The sequence below is a fragment of the Sphaerotilus microaerophilus genome (assembly GCF_023734135.1).
Classification (GTDB): Bacteria; Pseudomonadota; Gammaproteobacteria; order Burkholderiales; family Burkholderiaceae_C; genus Sphaerotilus; species Sphaerotilus microaerophilus.
The window spans coordinates 4,843,500-4,867,274 of record NZ_AP025730.1 but is presented as its reverse complement, the minus strand read 5'-3'; the positions used below and the strand labels follow the sequence as shown (position 1 = coordinate 4,867,274).

The 23,775-nt window shown below is 70.1% G+C and carries 24 protein-coding genes; 13 read left to right on the top strand and 11 right to left on the bottom strand.

What is annotated here, in order from left to right; all coding sequences use genetic code 11:
- The first annotated feature begins 59 nt into the window (after positions 1–59).
- The 3 genes from NGK70_RS20830 (at position 60) to NGK70_RS20820 (ending at position 3,028) form a co-directional block, all read left to right on the top strand.
- Positions 60–878 (top strand): RNA methyltransferase, encoded by an 819-nt coding sequence (locus NGK70_RS20830; RefSeq protein ID WP_251970389.1) that lies wholly within the window; start codon positions 60–62, stop codon positions 876–878.
- Positions 879–942: 64 nt separating this feature from the next.
- The gene (gene cysE, locus NGK70_RS20825; protein WP_251970388.1) at positions 943–1,722 is read left to right on the top strand and encodes a serine O-acetyltransferase; all 780 of its coding nucleotides are present in this window, start codon (positions 943–945) and stop codon (positions 1,720–1,722) included.
- Positions 1,723–1,732: 10 nt separating this feature from the next.
- Positions 1,733–3,028 carry a sensor domain-containing diguanylate cyclase gene (locus tag NGK70_RS20820; protein WP_251970387.1) on the top strand — a complete coding sequence of 432 codons (1,296 nt, stop codon included), beginning with the start codon at positions 1,733–1,735 and terminating at the stop codon, positions 3,026–3,028.
- A 71-nt stretch (positions 3,029–3,099) separates the two neighbouring features.
- On the opposite strand, the gene mog is transcribed toward NGK70_RS20820, so the two are convergent.
- Both mog and yjgA read right to left on the bottom strand, forming a co-directional pair.
- Positions 3,100–3,726, bottom strand: a complete 627-nt coding sequence (gene mog / locus NGK70_RS20815) for a molybdopterin adenylyltransferase (protein WP_251970386.1) — start codon at positions 3,724–3,726, stop codon at positions 3,100–3,102.
- Positions 3,719–4,345 (bottom strand): ribosome biogenesis factor YjgA, encoded by a 627-nt coding sequence (gene yjgA / locus NGK70_RS20810; RefSeq protein ID WP_251970385.1) that lies wholly within the window; start codon positions 4,343–4,345, stop codon positions 3,719–3,721. Before yjgA ends, mog begins: the two co-directional genes overlap by 8 nt.
- A gap of 134 nt (positions 4,346–4,479) precedes the next feature.
- On the opposite strand from yjgA, the gene pmbA reads away from it, so the two are divergent.
- The 4 genes from pmbA (at position 4,480) to NGK70_RS20790 (ending at position 9,082) form a co-directional block, all read left to right on the top strand.
- Positions 4,480–5,859: a metalloprotease PmbA gene (gene pmbA, locus NGK70_RS20805; protein ID WP_251970384.1), complete on the top strand. Its 1,380-nt coding sequence runs from the start codon at positions 4,480–4,482 to the stop codon at positions 5,857–5,859.
- A gap of 165 nt (positions 5,860–6,024) precedes the next feature.
- On the top strand, positions 6,025–7,119 hold the full coding sequence (locus tag NGK70_RS20800) for a TRAP transporter substrate-binding protein (RefSeq protein ID WP_251970383.1): 1,095 nt from the start codon (positions 6,025–6,027) through the stop codon (positions 7,117–7,119).
- A gap of 105 nt (positions 7,120–7,224) precedes the next feature.
- A complete protein-coding gene (locus tag NGK70_RS20795) occupies positions 7,225–8,169 on the top strand; it encodes a DMT family transporter (RefSeq protein WP_251970382.1) in 945 nt (314 codons plus the stop codon).
- A 124-nt stretch (positions 8,170–8,293) separates the two neighbouring features.
- On the top strand, positions 8,294–9,082 hold the full coding sequence (locus NGK70_RS20790; RefSeq protein WP_251970381.1) for an SDR family oxidoreductase: 789 nt from the start codon (positions 8,294–8,296) through the stop codon (positions 9,080–9,082).
- Positions 9,083–9,127: 45 nt separating this feature from the next.
- Here the strand turns inward: NGK70_RS20790 and NGK70_RS20785 are convergent, their stop codons facing one another.
- The gene (locus NGK70_RS20785) at positions 9,128–10,072 is read right to left on the bottom strand and encodes a DMT family transporter (RefSeq protein ID WP_251970380.1); all 945 of its coding nucleotides are present in this window, start codon (positions 10,070–10,072) and stop codon (positions 9,128–9,130) included.
- A gap of 157 nt (positions 10,073–10,229) precedes the next feature.
- Here NGK70_RS20785 and NGK70_RS20780 point away from each other — a divergent pair, with 157 nt between their 5' ends.
- Positions 10,230–11,213, top strand: coding sequence for a quinone oxidoreductase family protein (locus tag NGK70_RS20780; RefSeq protein ID WP_251970379.1), 984 nt, complete (start codon positions 10,230–10,232; stop codon positions 11,211–11,213).
- A gap of 21 nt (positions 11,214–11,234) precedes the next feature.
- Here NGK70_RS20780 and NGK70_RS20775 read toward each other — a convergent pair whose 3' ends face one another.
- From NGK70_RS20775 to lspA, 4 genes are all read right to left on the bottom strand, one after another.
- Positions 11,235–12,008: a DUF2189 domain-containing protein gene (locus tag NGK70_RS20775; RefSeq protein WP_251970378.1), complete on the bottom strand. Its 774-nt coding sequence runs from the start codon at positions 12,006–12,008 to the stop codon at positions 11,235–11,237.
- Between the two features lie 95 nt (positions 12,009–12,103).
- Positions 12,104–12,376 carry a 4Fe-4S binding protein gene (locus NGK70_RS20770; RefSeq protein ID WP_251970377.1) on the bottom strand — a complete coding sequence of 91 codons (273 nt, stop codon included), beginning with the start codon at positions 12,374–12,376 and terminating at the stop codon, positions 12,104–12,106.
- A 1-nt stretch (position 12,377) separates the two neighbouring features.
- Entirely contained in the window at positions 12,378–14,078 is a 1,701-nt protein-coding gene (locus NGK70_RS20765) for an ABC1 kinase family protein (RefSeq protein WP_251970376.1), read from the bottom strand.
- A gap of 18 nt (positions 14,079–14,096) precedes the next feature.
- On the bottom strand, positions 14,097–14,627 hold the full coding sequence (gene lspA, locus NGK70_RS20760) for a signal peptidase II (RefSeq protein ID WP_251970375.1): 531 nt from the start codon (positions 14,625–14,627) through the stop codon (positions 14,097–14,099).
- A gap of 335 nt (positions 14,628–14,962) precedes the next feature.
- Between lspA and NGK70_RS20755 the strand changes: the two genes are divergently transcribed.
- The 4 genes from NGK70_RS20755 to NGK70_RS20740 all read left to right on the top strand — a co-directional run bounded on the left by NGK70_RS20755 (position 14,963) and on the right by NGK70_RS20740 (position 20,007).
- Positions 14,963–16,546, top strand: coding sequence for a hypothetical protein (locus tag NGK70_RS20755; RefSeq protein ID WP_251970374.1), 1,584 nt, complete (start codon positions 14,963–14,965; stop codon positions 16,544–16,546).
- Positions 16,547–16,561: 15 nt separating this feature from the next.
- The gene (locus tag NGK70_RS20750; RefSeq protein WP_251970373.1) at positions 16,562–17,722 is read left to right on the top strand and encodes a hypothetical protein; all 1,161 of its coding nucleotides are present in this window, start codon (positions 16,562–16,564) and stop codon (positions 17,720–17,722) included.
- A gap of 365 nt (positions 17,723–18,087) precedes the next feature.
- Complete coding sequence (locus NGK70_RS20745) at positions 18,088–19,626, top strand: alkaline phosphatase D family protein (RefSeq protein WP_251970372.1); 1,539 nt, start codon at positions 18,088–18,090, stop codon at positions 19,624–19,626.
- A gap of 132 nt (positions 19,627–19,758) precedes the next feature.
- A complete protein-coding gene (locus NGK70_RS20740) occupies positions 19,759–20,007 on the top strand; it encodes a hypothetical protein (protein WP_251970371.1) in 249 nt (82 codons plus the stop codon).
- 11 nt (positions 20,008–20,018) lie between these two features.
- Here NGK70_RS20740 and NGK70_RS20735 read toward each other — a convergent pair whose 3' ends face one another.
- Both NGK70_RS20735 and NGK70_RS20730 read right to left on the bottom strand, forming a co-directional pair.
- Positions 20,019–20,438, bottom strand: a complete 420-nt coding sequence (locus NGK70_RS20735; protein WP_251970370.1) for a universal stress protein — start codon at positions 20,436–20,438, stop codon at positions 20,019–20,021.
- A 153-nt stretch (positions 20,439–20,591) separates the two neighbouring features.
- Entirely contained in the window at positions 20,592–21,359 is a 768-nt protein-coding gene (locus NGK70_RS20730) for a UPF0149 family protein (protein ID WP_251970369.1), read from the bottom strand.
- Between the two features lie 81 nt (positions 21,360–21,440).
- Here NGK70_RS20730 and NGK70_RS20725 point away from each other — a divergent pair, with 81 nt between their 5' ends.
- Entirely contained in the window at positions 21,441–22,016 is a 576-nt protein-coding gene (locus NGK70_RS20725) for a cob(I)yrinic acid a,c-diamide adenosyltransferase (protein ID WP_251970368.1), read from the top strand.
- Between the two features lie 19 nt (positions 22,017–22,035).
- Here the strand turns inward: NGK70_RS20725 and NGK70_RS20720 are convergent, their stop codons facing one another.
- Together NGK70_RS20720 and NGK70_RS20715 are read right to left on the bottom strand one after the other, a co-directional pair.
- A complete protein-coding gene (locus NGK70_RS20720; RefSeq protein WP_251970367.1) occupies positions 22,036–22,287 on the bottom strand; it encodes a hypothetical protein in 252 nt (83 codons plus the stop codon).
- 101 nt (positions 22,288–22,388) lie between these two features.
- Entirely contained in the window at positions 22,389–23,510 is a 1,122-nt protein-coding gene (locus tag NGK70_RS20715; protein ID WP_251970366.1) for a 3-deoxy-7-phosphoheptulonate synthase, read from the bottom strand.
- Positions 23,511–23,775: the final 265 nt, after the last annotated feature.

Here is a 23,775-nt window from a genome sequence, read left to right as displayed (position 1 = left end):
CAGCGGCTCTGCACCGAACTGAAAAACACCTCGAAGAGACCCTGACCCTGAGCCTGACCATGCCCCCCGCCAACGCCGATCCGTCCGTTCCGTCTGTTGCGCCCGCCCCGCCTGGCCAGGCTGCCGCGCTGCCGCGCGACCCGACCCGCTTCGTGCTCGTGCGCACCAGCCACCCGGGCAACGTCGGCGCGACGGCGCGGGCCATGAAGGTGATGGGCTTCTCCGACCTCGTGCTGGTGCAGCCGCGCTTTGCCGATGTGCTCAGCCGGGAGGAAACCGTGGCGATGGCCAGCGGCGCGGCCGACATCCTCACCCGGGCGCGCATCGTCGAGACGCTGGACGAGGCGCTGGTGGGCATGCAGCACCTCTGCGCCACCGCGATGACCCCGCGCGACTTCGGCCCGCCCACGCTCGCCCCCCGGCCCTGCTTCGACGCGCTGGCACCCCAGGCGCTGAACGACGGCCTGCGCGTGGCCTTCGTCTTCGGCAGCGAGCGCTTCGGCCTGTCCAACGAGGACGTCTACCGCTGCCACACCTGCCTGTCGATCCCGACCCGGGCCGAGTACGGCTCGCTCAACCTCGCCCAGGCGGTGCAGCTCATCGCCTACGACTGGCGCCAGGCGCTCGGCGGCTTCGACGTGACCCCCCGCACCGCCCCCGCCAACCGCGCCAGCGCCGACGCGGTGCAGGGCGCGCTCACCCACTGGCAGCAGACGCTGGTGCAGATCGGCTTCCTCGACCCCGCGGCGCCGAAAAAGCTGCTGCCGCGGCTGAACCATCTGCTCAACCGGGCCGAACTGACGACCGAGGAGATCCACATCCTGCGGGGGATCGCCCGCTCGGTGCTGCAGCGCTCCGGATCAACCCCTACACTCTGAACCGGTTGCAACCTGCAACAAGGCCCTCGGGCCTCCCTGCTCACGCCGCCCCTGCCATCCGTCCATGTTCTCCCACCTGCGTGAAGACATCGCCTGCATCCTGGAACGCGACCCCGCGGCGCGGTCGCGCTTCGAGGTGCTCACCTGTTACCCCGGCCTGCACGCGCTGCTGCTGCATCGCTTGGCGCATGCCTGTTGGCTGCGGGGCTGGCGCTGGCTGGGGCGGTTCATCTCGCACACGGCGCGCTGGCTGACGGGCATCGAGATCCACCCGGGTGCGACCTTCGGTCGGAGGGTGTTCATCGACCACGGCATGGGCGTGGTGATCGGTGAGATGGCCGAGGTGGGCGACGACTGCACCATCTACCAGGGCGTGACGCTGGGCGGCACCTCGCTGGTGAAGGGTGCCAAGCGGCACCCGACGCTGGAGCCGGGCGTGATCGTGGGCGCCAACGCCTGCGTGCTGGGCGGTTTCACGGTCGGTGCTGGCGCGCGGGTGGGCTCGGGTGCGGTGGTGACCAAGCCGGTGCCGCCGGGGGCGACCGCGGTGGGCAACCCGGCGCGCATCATCGCGGCCGAAGAGGACGCCAAGCGCGAGAGCGCGGCGGCGCGCATGGGCTTCTCGGCCTACGGCGTGACGCAGGGCGACGACCCGGTGGCGCAGGCGATGAAGGGGCTGATCGACAACGCCGCTGGCCACGAGCACCAGATCGCGATGCTCTGGCAGGCGATCGAGACGCTCTCCGGCCAGGCGCGCGAGCTGCCGGCGCAGGCCTGCGTGCCGCAGGACGCGCACACCACCGAGCAGTTCGATGCCGAGAGGCTGAACCGGCTGGTGCGCTGACGGGCCGGCCATGTCGGGCACACCCGCGCTTCCTGCCGCCGAGGTCCTGTTCGGGCGGATGGCCGATGCGGTCTACCTGCTGGAGCCGCTGACGTCGCGCATCGTGTGGGCGAACCGGGCCGGCTGGACCATGCTGGGGCTGTCGCCCGAGGAGGTGCTGGACCACTCGGTGCTGAGCCTGCAGAAGGACGTGGTGGGGGCGCCGCAGTGGGGCGACATCGCCGCGGTGATCCGCACGCAGTCGCCCTATGTCTTCGTTGGCCGGCACCGCCACCGCGACGGGCACGAGGTGCCGGTGGAGGTGGTGACCACCTGCTTCCTGCTGGGCGAGCAGGAGTATTTCCTGTCGGTGGCGCGCGATGTGACGCGCCGCCTGGCCATCGAGCACGCCCTGCATGAGCGCGAGCAGCAGCTGTGGTTCGCGCTCAACGAAGCTGCCGACGGGCTGTGGGACTGGGACCTGAGCGATGACAGCGTCTTCTTCAGCCCGCAGCTCCAGCGCATGCTGGGCTACGGCCCGGAGGAGATGCGCCCGTTGCTGGGCACCTGGACCGGCAATCTGCACCCCGAGGACGCCCCCCGCGTGCAGCGGCTGCTGCGCGAACACCTGGACGGCCGGCGCGTGCGCTATGAGGCCGAGTACCGCCTGCGCAACCGCAACGGCCACTACCTGTGGGTGCACGACCACGGCCGCGTCAGCGACCGGGACGGCGCCGGCAAGCCGACCCGCATGGTGGGCATGCTGCAGGACATCACCGACCGCAAGATGGTGCAGCTGTCGCTGGAGAGCCTGGCGGCCAGCGATGGCCTCACTGGCCTGCCCAACCGCCGCCATGGCGAGGACTTTCTGGCCGCGCAGCTCGACCGCTGCCGCCGGCAGGGCGGTTCACTGGGGCTGTGCCTGGTCGACCTGGACCACTTCAAGCGCATCAACGACCTGCATGGCCACCTCACGGGTGACGAGGTGCTGCGCTGGGTGGCGCGCACCTTCGGCCGCGCGCTGCGGCGCTCGGACCTGGCGTTCCGCTGGGGCGGCGAGGAGTTCGTGGTGATCTGCCCGGAGGCCGACCTGGACCAAGCCTGGCAGGTGGCGCAGCGCGTGCGCGAGGCCCTGGCCATGCAGCCCAGGGAAAACCGGCTGCAGGTCGGGCCGGTGACCGCCAGCATCGGCGTGGCGGTGTACCCGCAGCACGGCCAGGACGCGCTGGCCCTGTTTGCCGCGGCCGATGCGGCGCTGTACCGCGCCAAGGTGGCCGGGCGCGACCGCTGCGAACTGGCGCGGGCCGAGGACGCCGCCGCAGGCTGAAGCGGCGCTGCACGCCCCAGCGGTATCGGGGTATCGCGCTATCGGGGTATCGCGGTGGGGCCCCGGTGCGGTCAGCCGCGCGACGGGCGCTGCGCCGTCTTGGGCCGGAAGGCCTTGATGACGCCCTCGCGCGTCTCGATGTACGGGCCACCGATCAGGTCGACGCAGTAGGGCACCGCGGCGAAGATGCCGGGCGCCGGCGGCGTGGCCTGGGGCAGGCCTTCGAGCGTCTCGGCGATCGACTTGGGCTGGCCGGGCAGGTTGATGACCAGGCTCTGGCCGCGGATCACCGCCACCTGGCGGCTCAGGATCGCGGTGGGCACGAAGCGCAGGCTGATCTGGCGCATCTGCTCGCCAAAGCCCGGCATCTCCCGGTCGGCCACCGCCAGTGTGGCCTCGGGCGTGACGTCGCGTTTGGCCGGGCCGGTGCCGCCGGTGGTCAGCACGAGGTGGCAGCGCTGCCCGTCGACCAACTCGCGCAGGCAGTCGCTGATGCCGGCCTGCTCGTCCGGGATCAGCCGGGTGACGAACTCGATCGGGTTCCACAGTGCGCGCTCCAGCCAGTCGCGCAGGGCCGGGATGCCCTTGTCCTCGTAGACGCCGCTGCTGGCCCGGTCGCTGACCGAGACCAGGCCGATGCGGATCGGCTCGGGCGGGGGCAGGGCGGTCGAGGAGGAGGTCAAGGTCGGGTCAGTCATCGGTGTCATCTCCAGCATCGTCGTGATCGTCGGGGGGCGCTGCGGCGTTGCCGGCCAGGCCGGCCTTGACGAGCTGGAACAGCTCGCGCCAGGCGCGGCTCTTGCGCGGCTCGCTGCCTGCGGCGGCGGCCTGGGCCTCGGCGCGGTCCTTGCGGGCGGCGCGGATCAGGCTGCGCAGCGTCTGGGCGTCGGTCTCGGGGTGCTCGCGCAGCCAGGTGGTGAGCGCACCGTCGTCGCTGACGAGCTGCAGGCGCCAGCGCTCGGCCTCGTGCAGGGCGAGCGTTTCCTTGGCCGACGGCAGGCGGTTGGCCGCCACGGCCTCGCGCAGTGGCTCGGGGTCGACGTGGCGCATGAGCTTGCCGATGTACTGCAGGTGTCGGCGCCGGCCCTCGTGCGAGCGCACGCGGCGCAGCTCGTCGATGGCGTCGCGCAGCGTGTCGGACAGGTCCAGCTTGGCCAGTCGGCTGGCGGGCAGCTCCATCAGCGCTTCGCCCAGCTCCTGCAGGTCGTGCGAGGCCTGCTTGCGGCGCGTCTTGCTGGGTTTGCCGGGGTCGAGGAACGGCGTCTGGTCGTCGTCCGCGTCGGTGTCTTCGGGAGGGAGGGGGGTGCGGGATTTCATGAGGTTCGGCGGCCGCGCCGCGGGGAAGTCCGCGGCCGGCCGGTCGAAAAGGCGGCGGCTATCATACGAGCGAGCCTTGCCGATGCCGGCCCGGGCCCCCGTGCCTGCCCTCCTTTTCCATCCCGACGCCCTCCATGAACACACCCGATTCGACCGCCACGTGCGGCTTCGCCTACAGCCGTGCGCAGTTCGCCGAACTGGTCGAGGACGTGCTGCGGCAGGCCCGCGAGCTCGGCGCCAGCGACGCGGGGGTGGAGGTGTCGGAGGGCAGTGGCCTGTCGGTGTCGGTGCGCAAGGGCGAGATCGAGAACGTCGAGCGCAACCGCGACAAGTCGATCGGCGTGACGGTCTACCTCGGCCAGCGCCGCGGCAACGCCAGCACCTCGGACTTCTCCCCGGCAGCGCTGCGCCAGACGGTGCAGGCCGCCTACGACATCGCCCGCTTCACCGCCGAGGACAGCGCCGCCGGCCTGCCCGAGCCGGCCGACCTGGCGCTGGGCGCGGTGTCCGGCATGGACCTGGATCTCTTTCACCCCTGGGACATCGACGCCGAGCGCGCCACCGAGATCGCGCTGCGCTGCGAGGCGGCTGCGCTGGGCACCGACCGGCGCATCACCAACTCCGAGGGCGCAGGCGTCTCGGCGCAGCAGTCGCACTTCTACGCCGGCAACAGCCGGGGCTTCCGCGGCGGCTACGCCAGCTCGCGGCACTCGCTGTCGGTGGCGCCGATCGCCGGGCGGGGGCGCGACATGCAGCGCGATGCCTGGTACAGCTCGATGCGCGATGCTGCCGACCTCGCCGCCCCCGAGGCGGTGGGCCGCTACGCCGCCGAGCGCGCGCTGGCGCGCCTGAAGCCGCGCCGGCTGCCCACGGGCGAGCTGCCGGTGCTGTTCGAGAACACCGTGGCCGCCGGGCTGCTGGGGTCCTATGTGCAGGCCACCAGCGGCGGCTCGCTCTACCGCCGGACCACCTTCCTGACCGACAGCCTGGGCCAGCAGACCTTTGCCGACCACATCGACCTGCGCGAGGACCCGCACATCCGCAAGGGCAAGGGCAGTGCGCCCTTTGACGACGAGGGCGTGCGCACCCGTGCGCGCAGCGTGGTCGAGGCCGGCGTCACGCAGGGCTACTTCCTCTCCAGCTACTCGGCCCGAAAGCTGGGCATGCGCACCACCGGCCACGCGGGCGGCTCGCAGAACCTCACGCTGACCAGCCGGCTGACCGACCCCGGGGACAATCTCGACGCGATGCTGAAGAAGCTGCACCGCGGCCTGTTCGTGGTCGAGCTGATGGGCCAGGGCGTCAATGCCGTCACGGGTGACTACTCGCGCGGCGCGGCCGGCTACTGGGTCGAGGACGGGCGCATCGCCTACCCGGTCGACGAGATCACCATCGCCGGCAACCTGCGCGAGATGTTCCAGCGGATCGTCGCCGTGGGGGCCGACACCTATACCTCGGGCAGCAAGACGATCGGCTCGGTGCTGGTCGAGAAGATGATGGTCGCGGGCGAGTGAGGCCCCGGCGCCTCGCCTCGCGGTGACCTCGGCCGGCGCTCTACGCAATCTTGCGCAGGGGTAAGCACCGGCCTTTCCCCCCGGGGGCTGCTCCTAGAATCGGCCTGCCCGTGTTGAGCCGCTGTCCGGCTTTCGTTCGATCAGATTCACTGAGGAGTCCAACGCATGGAACGTCGTTCCTTTGTCCGTCAGGCCGGTCTGGCCGGTGTGCTGGCCGCCGGTGCGGCCCCGGCCGTGGTGCAGGCCCAGACCAACATCCGCTGGCGCCTGGCCTCGAGCTTCCCGAAGTCGCTCGACACCATCTACGGCGGGGCTGAAGTCTTCTCCAAGAAGGTCAGTGACATGACCGGCGGCAAGTTCCAGATCTCGGTGCATGCCGCCGGCGAACTGATGCCCGCGCTGCAGGTGGACAACGGCGTGCAGAACGGCACCGTCGAAATGGCCCACACCGTGCCGTACTACTTCTTCGGCAAGGATCCGACCTTCGCACTGGGCGCGGCCATTCCCTTCGGCATGAACAGCCGCCAGATGACGGCTTGGATGTACGAAGGCAACGGCATGAAGCTGATGCGCGAGTTCTATCGCCAGTACAACTTCATCAACCTGCCGGGCGGCAACACCGGCACCCAGATGGCGGGCTGGTACCGCAAGCCGATCCAGTCCGCCGCGGACATGAAGGGCCTGAAGTTCCGCATCGGCGGCTTCGCCGGCCGCGTGCTGGAGCGCATGGGCGGCGTGCCGCAGAACATCCCCGGTGGCGAGATCTACCAGGCGCTGGAAAAGGGCACCATCGACGCGGCCGAGTGGATCGGCCCGTACGACGACCAGAAGCTGGGCTTCAACAAGGTGGCGCCGAACTACGGCTACCCGGCCTGGTGGGAAGGCGGTCCTGAGATCGACTTCTTCATCAACAGCAAGGCCTATGACGGCCTGAGCGCCGAGTACAAGGCCATCCTGGAAGCCGCGTCGGCCTACGCCCACACCGACATGCAGGCCAAGTACGACGCCAAGAACCCGGCCGCACTGCGCCAGCTGATCGCCAGCGGCACCAAGCTCTTCCGTCTGCCCAAGGACGTGATGGACCTGGCCTTCAAGGAATCGATGGCGCTGTACAGCGAGCTGTCGGCCAGCAACCCGAACTGGAAGAAGGTCTACGAGGACTTCTCCAAGTTCCGTGGCGAGCAGGTGCGCTGGTTCTCCATCGCCGAAGACGGCTACGACAACTACATGATCGAGCAGGCCCGCGCCGGCAAGCTCTGATCGGCACGGCCGACGCCCGCGTCGGCCCCCGCCACCTCCCTCGAACCCCGCAGTGCGCCCGCGCACTGCGGGGTTTTTGTTGTGCCCTTCGTAGAATCGGCCGCGATGACCTCCCGTGCCGCCGACCTCGCGGGCTCCGCGCCGCCGCTTCCGAGCCCCCCGGCGCAGGCGCCGCGGCGCTGGACGGGCCTGGCCCTGGCGCTGGCCGGCTCGATCGCCTTCTCGGGCAAGGCCATCATCGTCAAGCTGGCCTACCGCCACGGCGTCGATGCGGTGACGCTGATCATGCTGCGCATGCTGCTGGCGCTTCCCCTGTTCCTCGGCCTGGCCTGGTGGGCCGGGCGGGGCAAGGCGCCCCTGGTGCGGCGTGATTGGCTGGCGCTGGCCAGCCTGGGCTTTTGCGGCTACTACCTTGCCAGCCTGCTGGACTTTGCCGGGCTGGCCTACATCAGCGCCAGCCTGGAGAGGCTGATCCTCTACCTCAACCCCAGCCTGGTGCTGCTGCTGGGCCTGCTGTTCTACCGCCGGCGCGTCTGCCGGCAGCAGCTGGTCGCGCTGGCGGTGGGCTACGCGGGGGTGGGGCTGGCCTTCGGCCACGAGCTGAGGCTGACCGGCGAGCACGTGGCGCTTGGCGCCGCACTGGTGTTCGGCTCGGCGCTCAGCTACGCGGTCTACCTGCTGCAGTGCGGCGAGGAGATCAAGCGCATCGGCTCGCTGCGGCTGACGGGCTGGGCCACCAGCATCGCCTGCGGGCTGTGCATCGGCCAGTTCCTGCTGTTGCGCCCGCTGGGCAGCCTCGCCGCCGTGGCGCCCGAGGTGTGGTGGCTGTCGCTGCTGAACGCGACGCTGTGCACGTTTGCCCCGGTGATCCTGGTGATGCTGGCGATCGAGCGGCTGGGCGCGGGCGTGGCCGCGCAGACCGGGCTGATCGGGCCGATCAGCACCATCCTGATGGGGGTGTGGATCCTCGGCGAGCCCTTCACCCCGTGGATGGCGGCTGGCACCGTGCTGGTGCTGCTGGGCGTCGGCCTGTTGGCCGCCCGCCGTTGATGGTGCCACCCCCGTTGCGGCTGACGCCGCTCCCCCTCAGGGGGCGCCACCAGTGGCCCGGCGGAGCCGGTTCCACGGTGGCCGCTTTGTGGATATGTAACTTGCCGACGAGGAGTGAAACGCGATGGATCTGGGTTTGAACGGCCGCTGGGCGCTGGTGTGCGGCGCCAGCAAGGGCTTGGGCTTTGCCTGTGCCGAGGCGTTGGCGGGTGAGGGGGCGAACGTGGTCATCGTCGCGCGGGGAGCCGAGGCGCTGCAGGCCGCGGTGCAGCGCCTGCGCGCGGCGCACCCGGCTGTCGAGGTGCGCGCTGTCGCGGCCGACATCACCACGCCCGAGGGCCGGGCGGCTGCGCTGGACAGCGCGCCGCAGGTGGACGTGCTGGTCACCAACGCCGGCGGGCCGCCGCCGGGGGACTTCCGCGCCTGGGACCGCGACACCTGGATCCGCGCGCTGGACGCCAACATGCTCACGCCCATCGAGCTGATCAAGGCGACGGTGGATGCCATGGCCGAGCGCGGCTTTGGGCGCATCGTCAACATCACCTCGGGTGCGGTGAAGGCGCCCATCGACATCCTCGGCCTGTCCAACGGCGCGCGCAGTGGGCTGACGGGCTTCATCGCCGGGCTGGCGCGCCAGCCGAAGATCGCCTCGCGCGGCGTGACCATCAACAACCTGCTGCCCGGGCCCTTCGAGACCGACCGGCTGCGCGTGACCTTCGAGGGCAGTGCCGCCAAGACTGGCCGGCCGATCGACGAGTTGATGGACGAGCGCCGTGCCACCGTGCCGTCACGGCGCTTCGGCGACCCGCGCGAGTTCGGCGGGGTCTGCGCCTTCCTGTGCAGCCGCCAGGCCGGCTACCTGAACGGCCAGAACATCCTGCTCGACGGCGGCACCTTCCCCGGCACCTTCTGACCGGGCTGGGCCTGGGGCCACTGCTCGGTGGCCTGTGCCCGGTGGTCAGCGCTTCGTGTTCACCACGATGCCCGCGACGATCAGCGCAAACGCCACCGCGTGGTAGGGCTGGGGTGGCTCGCCGATCAGCGCGGTGGACATCAGCGCGGCGAACAGCGGCGTCAGGTTGCTGAACATGCCTGCGGTGGTGGGGCCGGCCAGGGCCACGGCACGGCCCCAGAACCAGTAGGCCAGCAGCGACGGCCCGAGCACGATGTAGGCCAGCAGCAGCCCCACCAGGGGCGTCCACTGCGGTGCGCGCGGGGCCACCACCGCCTCGATGCCGGCGGCGCCCCCGGCCCAGACGATGCCGAACAGCGCCTGCACCAGCAGGAACTCGGCCCAGTTCCAGGGCCGCTGGCTGCCGTCAGGCGAGCCGATGGTGGGGCGCTGCGCGGCCTGCATCGAGGCGGGCGGGCGCACGAGCAGCCAGCTGTAGCCGGCCCAGCTGGCGGCGGCGGCGAGCATGAACAGGTCGCCCTGGACAAACTGCACCTGCGCCAGGGCGGCAGGGTGGCCGCGGCTCATCACGGTGGCGACACCGGCCAGCGACAGGGCCGCACCCAGCAGCTGCTGCGTGCGCGGCCGCTCGTGGAAGAAGAGGGCGCCCACGCTGAGCATCCACAGCGGCATGCTGGCGGCGATCAGCGTGACGTTGATCGGCGTCGAGGTGGTCAGCGCCAGGTACTGCAGCGCGTTGTAGGCGCCCACGCCGAGCGCCCCGAGCACCGCGAAATAGCGCCAGCGCGCCAGGATGGCGGCACGCCGCTCGGCCGTGCCCAGCACCGCGTGGCCCAGCACGAGCAGCAGCAGCAGGGCGCCGCCCCAGCGCAGTGCATTGAGCAGCAGCGGCGGCACCAGTGGCACCAGCATGCGGCCCGCGACGGCGTTGCCAGCCCAGAGGAAGGGCGGCAGGGTCAGGAAGGCGAGCAGGCGGGGGGAGAGCTGCATGGGCGGCGCGCAGGCGGGACGGGGGGGCCGGGCATGGTAGCCGCCGGGCACGGGGTCTGCGCAAATGGCGCGAGAAGCCCGCGCGTGACACGGCGGCCCGGGCCTGGGCTAAGCTGCCGCATCCCTTTCTGACCCGACCACCAAGAGGAGCGATTCGATGTCCCGTGCCATCCAGATCCAGCAGTTCGGCGGACCCGAGGTGCTGCAACTCGTCGACCTGCCGGTGGGCGAGCCCGGCCCCGGTGAAATCCGTGTGCGCCACCATGCGGTGGGCCTGAACTTCATCGACGTCTACCAGCGCACCGGCCTGTACCCCAACGCGCTGCCGCTCTCGCTGGGCATGGAGGGCGCCGGCATGGTCGAGGCGGTCGGCCCCGAGGTGACGCACCTGCAGCCGGGCGACCGCGTGGCCTACGCCAGCGCGCCCCCCGGGTCCTATTGCGAACTGCGCGTGATGCCGGCGAAGTGCGTGGTGCAGTTGCCCGACGCCATCGACTTCGAGACCGGCGCGGCGATGATGCTCAAGGGCCTGACGGTGCAGTACCTGCTGCGCCGCACCCAGCCGCAGGGCGGGTTGCAGGCGGGGGACTTCATCCTCTTCCACGCCGCGGCTGGCGGCGTCGGCCTGATCGCCTGCCAATGGGCCAAGGCCATGGGCCTGCAGCTCATCGGTACGGCGGGCAGCGATGCCAAGTGCGAGCTGGCCAAGGCCCACGGCGCGGCGCACGTCATCAACTACCAGACTGAGGACTTCGTTGCCCGCGTCAAGGAGATCACAGGCGGTGCGGGCGTGAAGGCGGTGTACGACTCGATCGGCAAGGACACCTTCGAGCGTTCGCTGGACTGCCTGGCGCCCTTCGGCCTGCTGGCCAACTTCGGCAATGCCTCCGGGCCGGTGGCCGCCTTCAACCTCGGCCTGCTGGGCGCCAAGGGCTCGCTGTACGTGACGCGGCCGACGCTGTTCACCCACATCGCCACGCGCGAGCGCACCCAGGCGATGGCCGACGACCTGTTCGGCATGGTCACCAGCGGCGCGGTGTCGATCCCCATCGACCAGCGCTATCGGCTGGAGGACGTGGCCCAGGCGCACCGCGACCTGGAGGGGCGGCGCACCACCGGCTGCACCGTGCTGACGCTGTGAGCGCAGACAGCGCGACGCCGCTCAATCGGCGTCCCTGGCCACTGCGGTCCGGTAGGCGTGCCAGCTGGCATGCCCCACCACCGGCCCGACGATCAGCAGGCCGAAGAACCAGGGCAGCAGCGCCAGGCCGATCAGGACGGTGATGAGCGCGCCCCAGGTCAGCATCACCAGCGGCTGGCCCAGCACCAGGCGCAGGCTGCTCAGGCCGGCGGTGATGGCGTCCACCTGACGGTCCAGCATCATCGGGATGCTGATGACGCTGATCGAGAAGATCAGCCCGGCGAAGATCGCGCCCACGCCGACATAAGCGACGATGAACTCGATGTTGTCCGGGTTCAGCAGCGCCAGCAGCGAGCCCTTGAAGTCGGGCATGCCGTCGAAGCTCACTGCGAAGATGACCAGCGAGGCGCGGCCCCAGAGCATCTCCAGCACCAGCAGCACGAAGCCGAAGATGGCCATCTGGCCGCCATGGTGGCGCCAGGCGGTGAGCGAGTCCACGAAGCCGACCGGCTCGCCGCGCTCCATGCGCCGGCTGGCCTGGTACAGCCCCATGCAGACGAAGGGGCCCATGAGCAGGAAGCCGGCGGACAGCGCCAGCGTCCAGGCCGGCGCCTGCTCGAAGACCTTCAGCAGCAGCCAGCCCATCACCATGAAGCACAGACCGTAGAAGGCGCCGATGCCCGGGTGGCGGGTGAAGTCGCGCCAGCCGGCCGCCAGCCAGCGCAGCGGGTCGGCCACGGTGAGTGGGCGCAAGACGATCGGTCGGCCCTGTTCGGCCGGCTGGACAGCATCCATCCGAGGCAACCCCTTCGAGGTGAGGCCGGCCCGTCGTGGCCGGTGGTGGCAGAGCGTTCTACCCTAGGGCAGAACACCGCCGTCGGCATCAGGGCTTACCGGGGGAGGGCGGCCGGTGGTTCGAGCGGGGCGTCACCCGCGCTCGGCTGCATCGACAGCGCGCCGAACGGGCAGCGCGGCACACACAGGCGGCAGCCCGGGCAGGCAGCGGGGTCGGACAGCACCGAGGTCTTCTTCCAGGGCTCACCCGACGGCCCCTGCACCTGCAGCGACAGCAGCTGGTAGGGGCAGGCTGGCACGCACCAGCCGCATCCGGTGCAGCGCCGCGCATCGACGACGGCAACCGGCCGCTGGCGGCCTGATGCCATGTCAGTCGAGGTGCCGGCGCGCGCGCGCGATCGAGCGCAGCAGCCAGACCGCGCCCGCGGCCGCGCCGAGGTAGCCCAGCAGGCCGAAGGCGGGCAGGCCGAACAGCTGCGGGCCGCCGGACACCGTCATCACGATCGACGAGCCGATGATCAGTGCGGCGATCACCAGCGACACCGCCAGCCGGCTGGCGGCGCGGTCCACCTGGTCACCCACGTGCTGGAGGTGGCTGACCTCGATGCCCACCTGGATCTGCCCGCGCCGCGCGGTGCGCAGCAGGCGCGAGAGGTCGTGCGGCAGCTGCTCGGTCACCTGCAGCAGCCGCTGCAGCGTGTGCCAGCCGCGCTGCGCCAGGGCGCGCGGCCGGTAGCGCGCGCGCAGCACCTGCTCCAGGATCGGCAGCGCCTCGGTGGCCATGTGGAAGGTCGGGTCCAGCCCGCGCCCCATGCTCTCCAGCGAGATGAAGGCCTTGATCAGCAGCGCCAGCTCGCTGGGCAGGGCGAGCCGGTGCTCGCGCATGATGGCGGTGACGTCAGTCAACATGCCGCCCAGGCTCAGGTCGGCCAGCGGCGTGCCGTGGTACTGGTCGACGAAGTCCTCGATCTCGGCCTCCAGCTGGCCCTGGTTGATCGACTCGGTGCCGCGGCCGGCGCCCACGGCCCAGTCGAGCAGCACGTCGGCCACCTGCTGCGGGCGGCGCTGCACCAGGCCGAGCAGCAGGTTCAGCAGGTCCTCGCGGCGGCGTGTGGACAGCCGCCCGACCATGCCGAAGTCGATGAACGCGATGCGGTTGTCCGGCAGGTAGAAGACGTTGCCCGGGTGCGGGTCGGCATGGAAGAAGCCGTCCTCGACGATCATCTTCAGCACCGCGCGGGCGCCGCGCTGGGCCAGCAGCCGGCGGTCGAAGCCGGCGCTGTCCAGCGCATCGAGCTGCTCGCCGGGGATGCCGTCGATGCGCGTCTGCACGTTGATGCGCGTCTTGGTCAGTGGCCAGTGCACCGCCGGCACGCTCATGAAGCCCAGCGGCGCCAGGTTGGCCGCGATGCGCTCGGCGTTGCGGCATTCGGTGGCCAGGTCCAGCTCGCGCTGCAGCGAGCGGCCGAATTCGCGCACCAGCTGCTGTGGTCGGTAGGGCGTCAGCGCAGGCACCTCGGCCTCGGCCACCGCGGCAAAGCGAAGCAGCAGCCGCAGGTCGGCGTCGATCACCGCGGTGATGCCAGGGCGACGGATCTTCACGATCACCTCGGTGCCGTCCTGCAGCCGGGCGGTGTGCACCTGGGCGATCGAGGCCGCGGCCAGCGGCTCGGTGTCGAAGCGTGCGAACACCTGCGCCGGCTCACCGCCCAGGTCCTCGCGCAGCTGTGGCAGCAGCGCCTCCAGGGGCAGCGCGGGCACGCGGCTGTGCAGGTGCGACAGCTCGGCGATCCACTCCGGCCCGAGCAGGTCGCTGCGCCCGGCCAGGATCTGGCCCAGCTTGACGAAGGTGGGCCCCAGCTCCTCCAGCGCGCGGCGCAGCTGCACCGGTGGGGGCAGGCGGGCCAGGTCGGCGGCGTGCTCCCAGTGCAGGCGGTGCCCGGCTTTCTCCAGCGCATCGGCCAGCCCGAAGCGGCGCACCCCGTCGCCCAGGCCGTGGCGGATCAGGACGGCGGCGATCTCGGCCAGCCGACCGAAGTCACGCACCGTGCCCAGGGTTTCGACCAGCATGGGGCGTGACCTGCCGTGTCAGCCGCGCCGCACGCGCAGCAGCTCGTCGAGGATCAGGCAGACCGCGCCCAGCGTGATGGCGCTGTCGGCCAGGTTGAAGGCCGGGAAGTAGCCGCCCGAGAACAGCGGCGCCAGGAAGCCCCAGTGGAACTGCAGGAAGTCCACCACGTAGCCATGCCAGAGCCGGTCGATCACGTTGCCAATCGCGCCGCCCAGCAGCATCGCCACCGCGAAGCTGAACAGCTTCTGTCCGGCGTGGCTGCGCAGCATCCAGATGAACATCGCCGAGGCGCCCACGCCCAGCACGACGAAGAACCAGCGCTGCCAGCCTGCAGCCTGCGCCAGGAAGCTGAAGGCGGCGCCGGTGTTGTGCACCCGCACGAGGTTGAACCAGTCGGTCACGAGCACGCTGTCGCCGTAGGCGAAGCGCCCCACGATCAGCACCTTGGTCAGCTGGTCCAGCAGGATGACCAGCAGCGCCAGCGAGAGCCAGGTGGTCAGGCTGGGGCGGTTCGGGGCAGAGGGGGAGCGGGACTTCTTGGTGGCCATCGTGGAGCGGGAGCGGCGGCGGCACGCGGCCGGCCAAGCAGGGGAGGCCAGTACTGTAGCCGCCCGCCGCCGTTGCCCGTGGGTGGCGTGCAGGCCCGCCGGGTTGCATCCAGCCATGTCCGATACCGGCTGCAGATGTCTGAGTACTTTGCTTGCATTGAAATGGGAAGAAATCACATTTTCAAGGGATGCGCCCGCGCACAGGGGATGCGGAGCGCCTAAATTGACCGCCAGCCGATCTGGCGCCCTCCTGTATGACTGGGCGCCGCCGATGACACCCGAGGCTGTGGCCTCGCCTCCCTGGCGAAGCCAGCCCACGAATCAGGAGTTCCTTGATGTCCCCACTGCGCGCCCTCCCTGCTGCCCTGCTTGTCGCCTTCGGTCTCACCGCCTGTGGTGGCGGGGGCTCTGCCTCGTCCGACGGCCCGGCGCCGACGACCTCCAGCAGCGGCGTGCTGGTCGATGACCGCGTGGCCGATGCCACCGTCTTCTGCGACAGCAATGGCAACGGCAACCTCGACGAGGGCGAGGCCAGCGTCAGCACCGACGCCAACGGTGCCTTCACCTTCAGCCCGGCCTGCACCGCGGCGGTGGTGTCGGTGGCCGGCACCGGCTACGACCTCACGCTGATGAAGGCGCCCAAGGCAAAGTTCCGCGCCCACGCCGGCTCCGCGGTGGTGTCGCCCTTCACGACGATGTGGCTCGACAGCGGCCTGACCCTGGACGACTTCAAGGCGGTGCTCGCCAAGCTGGGCTTGTCCGGCATCGACCCCGCGACCTTCGATCCCACCCTGGACGGCAGCCGCGCTGGCAGCGCCGCCGCGGTGATGAAGATCCTGAACGACATCGCCGACATCGTCGAATCCACCGGCGGCGATCCGCAGGCCGCCTTCCAGGCCGCGGTGGCGGGGCTGGTCGCCAAGGCCCAGGCCACTTCGGTGAGCAATGTCTTCGACGACACCGGTACCGCGCTGGACGACCTCGTGGAGGAGGCGTCCAAGCAGGCCTTTGCGACCGTGGACAGCAGCGTGTGGTCCGATGCCGCCAAGGCCAATGCCGCCAAGATCGCCCGCGACGGCATCTCCACGCTGGCGCGCACCGTGCATGGCCGCGGCAGCTATGACGCGGCGCACGATGACCTGAACAACGGGTCGGTCAAGGGCATCATTTCCGAGACCGACCTGGAAGACGCCGATCGCGTCACCGAGGCGCGTGGCCGCTGCCGCGGCGGCGAGGCGCGCCAGCCGCAGTACGTCTACGCCAAGGACGACCAGTTCACGATCGTCGGTGGCGATTCGGTGGCCACCAGCTACTCGCTGGCGCAGTTCGGCACCGGCATCGACCTGAGCAGCACCACGCTGGGCGCGCTCAAGCAGCTCATCCTGCCGGTGCAGGCCAAGCCGCTGGCACTGCCACGCCACGGTGACCGCATCGCGCTGGCCCTTCAGGTGGAGCAGGACGACGGCAGCCGCCTGCTGCAGGTGGCGCTCGACCGCGTGACGCTCAGGCGCGACAGCAGCACCGGCGTCGTCAGCGCCAGCATCGGCAGCAATGCCAAGCTCTACTTCTACGCCCGCTCGGCCAGCGGGATCGAGATCGGCACCGGGCGCAACGGCTTCACCGACCTCGATGCCTCGCTGCTGACCAGCACCTCCAGTGGCATTGGCCTGGACCTGCAGGCGCTGGCCACCAAGATGAAGGGCAAGTTCCCCGCTGATACCGAACTGCTCGACAAGCTGCTCACCGCCAAGGGCACCTTCAAGGTGCGCCTGGTGGTCGGCGAGCTCGACCTGCGCCATGCGGACGCCACCCGCTTCTCGGTCGGCCGCGTGGCGGTGAAGATCCCTGGTGAAACCAGCAGCCACCGTGGCGCCTACCGCGTCAACGGCACGGCGGTGACGGGCACGCTCACCTTCTGATGGGGCGGCCTGATCTTGCATGTTGATCGTGTGGCGCCATGGCGGCGCCGGGCCACGGCCTCCATCGCCGTGGCCAGCCTGGGGTTGGTGGGCCTTCCGGCGCAATCCGCGCCCGGCGATGCCCTGCTCAGTGCCCTGCCTGCCGCTCGAACGGGCAGCGCCTTCGCCCTGCCCTCCGTGGGGGGCGAGGTGCCAGGCCTGGACCTGGAGCTGGATCGCGACATCGCCAACGACCGCGTCGATGTGCTGGGCCTGCGTGACCGCTCGCCCTACGCCGGCACGGCCGTGGGGGACTACCACGGCAACCACTGGCGCGCGCGGCTGGGCTGGGGGGCCTGGCAGGGCGAGTTCACTGGATGGCGGCGCGCGCTGCAGGACCGCGGTGACACCCACCCGCTGCGCAGCTGGCAGGGGGCGGTGCAGGTGCGCCTCGGTGCTAGCGATGCAGGTTCGAGCGCGCAGGGTGCCTGGGCGCTGCGCGCTTCTGCCTGGGGCAACAGCGCACCCCTGCTGACGCGCCGCACCGCCGGCAGCCTGAACGTGGATGGGCTGTCGGCCGAACTTACCGACCTGCAGATCCGTCGTGCGCGCGACCGGCAGTGGCAACTGGACCTGATCGGCAGCCGCCAGGCGCTGGGCTTGCGTTGGTCCGGCTTTGCCGGGGCCGGCACGAGCCGGGTGCGCAACGACGGCGTGGCGGCGCGCTCGACCGTGGCCGGCTGCAGCTTTCAACTCGACTTCGGGCGTGAGCGGCTGGTCGCCACCCCGGACGCGGGTTGCCAGGACGCCCTGATCTTCGTCATCCCGAACCGGGTGCTGCCCTACGACGCCCAGGCCGAGACTACCTACCGAGCCCGCTTTGCGCACCTGGGCGGCTCGGTGCGCCTGAGCGAGGGGGACTGGACCCTGGCCCTGGGCTACGAGTACCAGCGCTGGCGGCGCGAGGGCATCGACGCTCTCGTGACCAGCCGCGGCGGGGTGGTGTACGACCTCAACCACACGCTGATCGGCGAGTTGGGCTGGTCTCCACTGGCCGGCATGCAGTGGCTGTTGCGGGGGCAATACATGCAGCATCAGTGGCTGGGTGAGCTGCCGCTGGCCTACAACACGCTCACGGCCAGCCGCTTCTCGCAGCGCTATGGCTTCGTCAGCGCCGGCCTGCGCGTCTCGTTCTGATCTGACGCCAGAAAAAAATCGGCCCACCCGGGAGGGTGGGCCAATGGACGTTCAGTGATGAACGTTGCTGGGATCCGGACGTCCCCCCGACCGTTGCCACAGTTTGATACTGGTTCTTGTTCCTCGCGGCGGCGGGTCGGGCTCGCGTCACATGATCGGGTTCCGCGTGACAGCTCTCAACCACGACTTTATGGTTGTTTACACAAAACGCCCATCCCCAAGAAGGTGGAGGCCGAGTGTGCATTCCGTCATGAATTTGGGCTGATGCACCCCTCCCGGGGATCCTGCTGAGCCAGGGTGATGGCTCCTATGATCCGCGCCCGATGTCGTTGAATCGTCGTTCCTGGCTCGCGGGCCTATCCAGCATGGCGGTTGCATTGGCCGCCCGGCGCGTGTTTGCGGCTGTACCTGATGCGGCAGCGGCCGCGGGTGCGACGCGGCCACGCTTCACCTCTAACCCCTTCACCCTGGGCGTGGCCAGCGGGCAGCCGCGTCCGCACAGTGTCGTGCTCTGGACGCGCCTGGCGCCACAGCCGCTCCAGCCAGGAGGGGGCCTGGATCCCGTGCCGGTGGAGGTGCGCTGGCAACTGGCCGAGGATCGGCTCTTCAGCCGTGGCCTGCGCGAGGGAACCGTGCTGGCGCAGGCGGCGTTGGCCCACAGCGAGCGTGTGCCGGTCGGCAGCCTGGACAGCGCCCGGGCGTACCACTACCGCTTCATGGTGGGGGATGCCGTGAGTGCGACCGGCCGCACGCGCACCGCGCCGGCCGAGGATGCCCAGCCCGCCCGGCTGCGCCTGGCCCTGGCGTCCTGCCAGCACTACGAACAGGGCCACTATGCGGCCCACCGCGAACTGGCCGGGCTGGACCTGGACGTGGTGCTGTTCGTCGGTGACTACATCTACGATTCGAGCAACCCGCGTTACCTGATCCGGCCCCATGAGGTGGCAGAGAAGCCCCGCACGCTGGACGCCTTCCGTGCCCGCCACGCCACCTACAAGCTCGACCTGGATCTGCAGGCCTGCCATGCGGCTCACCCGTGGATCGTCACCTGGGACGACCACGAGGTGCGCAACGACTACGCGGCGGCGCTGGGGACCGGCGACCTGCCTGCCCATGAGTTCGTCGCGATGCGTGCTGCGGCCTACCAAGCGTACTTTGAACACCTGCCGTTGTTGCCGGCGCAGCAGCCCGCTGGGGCAGCGATGCGCCTGCACGACCGCTTCACCTGGGGCCAACTGGCCGAGCTGTGGACGGTTGACGCGCGCCAGTACCGCAGCGGCCAGGCCTGCAACGAGCCAGGGACCGCCGGGGGACACCTGCAGTGGCACTGTGCCGAGCTGCGCCAGCCGCAGCGCAGCATGCTGGGGCTGGCCCAGGAGCGTTGGCTGGGGCAGGGGTTGGCCACCAGCACAAGGGCGTGGAAGCTGGTCGGCCAGGCCACGCAGATGAGCCCCTGCGGCATCGACACGCCGGCAGGCCGCGTGGTGTATTCGGACGGTTGGGACGGCTACGCGCCGGCTCGGCAGCGGCTGCTGCAGGGCATCGCCGATGCGGGGCTGCGCGATGTCGTGATGCTGGGCGGCGATGTGCACCGGCACGTTGCCGCGAACCTGCGTGTGCAGCCCAATGAGGCTCGCTCGCCGGTGGTGGCCAGCGAACTGGTCACCAGCTCGATCAGCTCACGCGGGGTGTCGGAGGCCGCGATGGCGCTGATCCGCCGCAGCAACCCCGACATCCTCCACGCTCGCAGTGACGAGCGTGGTTACATGTTGTGCGAACTCGACAAACACTCGCTACACTGTATCGCCAGAGCAACGGCATTTCCGGTGACTGCGCGGGCCAGCCTGCATACCCAGGCGGTGTTCGCGATCGAATCCGGGCGCGCCGGCCCGCAGCCAGGCTGACCTGTCCCGGCTGCCTGCCGACGAGCTGCCGCTGAATCCGGGCACCGGTGAACCGGTCCGCTGGACTCACCAGCCGGGCCTGCCCACCGGGGATGAGGTGGGCCACCCGAGCGCGGGTTGGGAGCAAACGCGATGACGACGCAGCAGCAGCACTGGACCCATTGGCTGGGCCGCCTCAAGCCGGGCGCGCGAGTGCGCCAGAACGCTCGGCGCGTACCGGACTTTGCCGACTACGGCACCGCTTTCGGCCTTGACCTGAGCCTCTCGGCGTCGGCCGCCGCCAGTGCGCTTGCGCGTGGGGCAGCGGCGTCAACCGCCGAAGGGCCCGGCACCGACGCCCACCGAGGCGAGCCGGCCGACGCTGCCAAGCTGCCGCGCTGACGCGCCCCGCGTCAGCGGACGATCAGGGCGGGTGTCTTGCACGAGGCCAGCACCCGCGTGGCCACCGAACCCATCACCAGCGTGCCCAGTTCGGAGTGGCCGTGTGAGCCCATCATGATCAGGTCGAATCCGCCCTCGGTGGCCGTGCGGGCGATCACATCGGCCACCGGGCCGGTCTTGCTCAGGAACGTGGCCTCGATGCCCTGCCGGTCCAGGAAGGTCCGGATCGGCTTGAAGGTCTTGTCCCCCTCGTCGGCGTAGTACCCGTTCAACAGCTCACGGTCCAGCACTGCAGCGGCGCGCGGCGGCAGGGCCTGCACGACGGTGAGCACGGTGAAATCGTGCCCGGACAGCCATTCGTCATGGGCAGCCCAGTACGCCACCATGCGCTTGGTGTACTCGCTGCCATCCACACACACCAGGATCTTCATGCAGGGCCCCGCGGGTTCGGTCTGTGACCTTGAAGGAACAAGGCCGCCAGTCTCGCAGCAGCGTCGGGCATTCACTTGAGTCACGTCAAGGTGTCACCCTGTGCGTGGCGCCTCACCGGCCGTTGATGTCGCCCCGCTGAGGACGGGTGGGCTTCAGCCCTCCTGATTGCCATGGCAATGCTTGAACTTCTTGCCGCTGCCGCAGGGGCAGGGTTCGTTGCGGCCGACCTTGGGCCCGTCGCGGCGCACCGTGGCCACCTTGACCATGTCGGCGCGGGCCAGGTCGGCCAGCTCGATGACGTTGCCGACCAGGTCCTCGATCGCGGCGTCGAGCGACTTCAGCGGATGTTCCTGGTCCAGCGCCTTGGTGAAGGCCTGCTCGTCCTCGCTCTGCTCGGGCAGGTGGCGGCGCACGCAGGCGAGCAGGTCGGGCACCTCGGGGGCACTCAGATCTTCCAGTGCGTTGAAGTGGTTCAACGCGTGCTCGAAGCCGATCGCCCAGGGCGCCAGGGCCGCCTGGATGGCGTCCTTGCCGGAGAGCGGCTGGCCGGCTTCGTCGTCGGGTTCCATCACCAGCGGGTCGAACCAGCCCTGCTCGATAAAGGTGTGCTGCAGCGCGTCGAAGCGCTTTTGCACCAGCGTGCACAGGCGCTCGTGCTTGGCTTCATGCCAGCCGGCAGTGTCGGGCGTCAGCACCTGGCCGAGGTCACGGCCATCGTCATCTTGTGAGCCCAGGTTCCAGTCGCAGGCGGGCGGCAACCAGGTGTCGCGCTCGATGCGCAGGGGCTGGCAGAGCACGCCGCAGAGGTAGCCGTCGAGCATGACGACGTCGAGCGACTCCAGCGGCTCGGGCACCGCGGCCAGCAGGTCGTCGAGCTCGCGGATCTCCGCGTCGTTCAGGTCGGTGGGAATGGAGGACATCGTGGCGGCTCGTCTGTGTGGCGATTCGGGTAGCGGTAACCCTTGCAGGACCCGTGATTGTGCCGGCGCTAGGATGGCGGCATGGGAAACCGACTCACTCAAATCAGCACCCGCACCGGCGACGATGGCAGCACCGGCCTCGGTGACGGCAGCCGCGTGCCCAAGAACCACCTGCGCATCCAGGCCATCGGCGACGTCGATGAGCTCAATTCCAACCTCGGCGTGCTGCTGGCCGAGCCCCTGCCGGCCGACGTGCGCGAGTTGCTGGTCACCATCCAGCACGAGCTGTTCAACCTGGGCGGCGAGCTGTCGGTGCCCGGCTTCGAGCTGCTCAAGGCGGACGCTGTCGGCGCGCTCGATGAAGCGTTGGAGCGCTACAACAGTACGCTGCCCCGGCTGCAGGAATTCATCCTGCCGGCGGGTACGCGCAGCGCGGCGATTGCGCACGTCTGCCGCACCGTGGCGCGGCGGGCCGAGCGGGCGGTCGTCACCCTGGGCGCTGCCGAAGCGGTCAACGATGCCCCCCGGCTGTACCTGAACCGGCTGTCGGACCTGCTCTTCGTGCTGGCTCGCGTGCTCAACCGCGCCAACCTGGACGGGCTGGGCGGCGACGACGTCTACTGGCGCAGCGAGCGTCTGGCCCGCGGCGCCGAGTGAGCACCGGCCCGCCGCGGCGTCAGTAGTTGACGCTGCGGTTGGTCAGGTCGATGCGCACCAGGCTGCGCTGCGTGGCGGCGATCACCGCCTCCGCGAACTGCCGGCCCCAATCGGCGTCGGCAAAGCGATCGTCGCCGGCCGCGTCCACGATCGCCAGCAGCTTGTCGGCGATCAGCACCTTGCCGGAGGCGCGCAGCGGCTCGCACTCGAGTTCGAGGAACTGCGCGTCCAGCCAGGCGCGGGCCGCCCAGTTGTCGAGGGCGGTTTCCACCGACCATTGCCGACCCTGTTCGGGTCCGAAACTGACCAACACCTCGCCTCGCATAGCGGCACTCTCCGGATTCTGTTGCTGAATGGGGCGATGCTAACGCCTCAGCCGCGGCGCGCCTTCACGGCCTGATGCAGGATTTCCAGCAGTTGCTCGGAATCCTCCCAGCCGATACAGGCGTCGGTGATGCTCTGGCCGTAGGTCAGCTTGGCGACGTCGTTCTTGCCGGGCGTGAACTTCTGGGCGCCGTCGACGAGGTGGCTTTCCACCATCACACCGAAGACCTGGCGGCTTCCGCCCGAGATCTGGTCGGCGATGTCGCGCGCGACCACCAGCTGGCGCTCGTGTTGCTTGCTGCTGTTGGCGTGGCTGAAATCGACCATCACGTTCGGGGCCAGCTTGGCGCCCTCCAGTTCCTTGACCGCAGCGGCAACGCTGGCGGCGTCGTAGTTGGTGGTCTTGCCGCCGCGCAGGATGACGTGGGTGTCCTGGTTGCCCTTGGTGGTGACGATGGCCACCTGGCCGTTCTTGTGCACCGACAGGAAGTGGTGCGGACGCGACGCCGCCTGGATCGCGTCGATGGCGATCTTCAGGTTGCCGTCGGTGCCGTTCTTGAAACCCACCGGCGCCGACAGGCCCGAGGACAGCTCGCGGTGCACCTGGCTCTCGGTGGTGCGCGCACCGATCGCGCCCCAGCTGATCAGGTCGCCGATGTACTGCGGCGAGATCACGTCGAGGAACTCGCTGCCCGCGGGCATGCCCAGCCGGTTGATGTCCAGCAGCAGCTGGCGGGCGATGCGCAGGCCCTCGTCGATGCGGTAGCTCTCGTCGAGGTAAGGGTCGTTGATCAGGCCCTTCCAGCCCACGGTGGTGCGCGGCTTCTCGAAGTACACCCGCATCACGATCTCCAGGGTGCCGGCGTACTTCTGGCGCAGCGGCAGCAGGCGGCGCGCGTACTCCAGCGCGGCGGCCGGGTCGTGGATCGAGCAGGGGCCGATGACGACCAGCAGGCGGTCGTCCTTGCCGTGCATGATGTGGCGGATGTGGCGGCGCGTGTCGGCCACCAGGGATTCGACCGCGGTGCCGCGGATCGGGAAGAAGCGGATGAGGTGCTCTGGCGGCGGCAGCGGGGTCACGTCGTGGATCCTTTCGTCATCGGTCTGCGAGGTCTTGTCCACGGGGGCCGGCCAGCTGTCGGCGGCGAGATGGGTGGCTTTGGCGTTCATGACGAAGGTCTCCGAAGTCGATGAGGAAGGTGAGGGGGGATGCGGGTCGTGCGGATCGTGAGGATCGCAAGGGGCAAAAAAAAACCGCCGGGGGTTCCGGCGGTTTTCTGGATCTGCGAGCGCCCTGCTAGGGCTGTACGCTGGCCTCTCCTCCGCCGGTGCGGTGCGAGAACCAAAAGTAAAAGCCGAAGAAGAAGGCCGGGCGATGCATAGCGGCGAAATGTAGCACGTCGAACTTGGCGCGAGTCTGACGGCGATCGTGGGG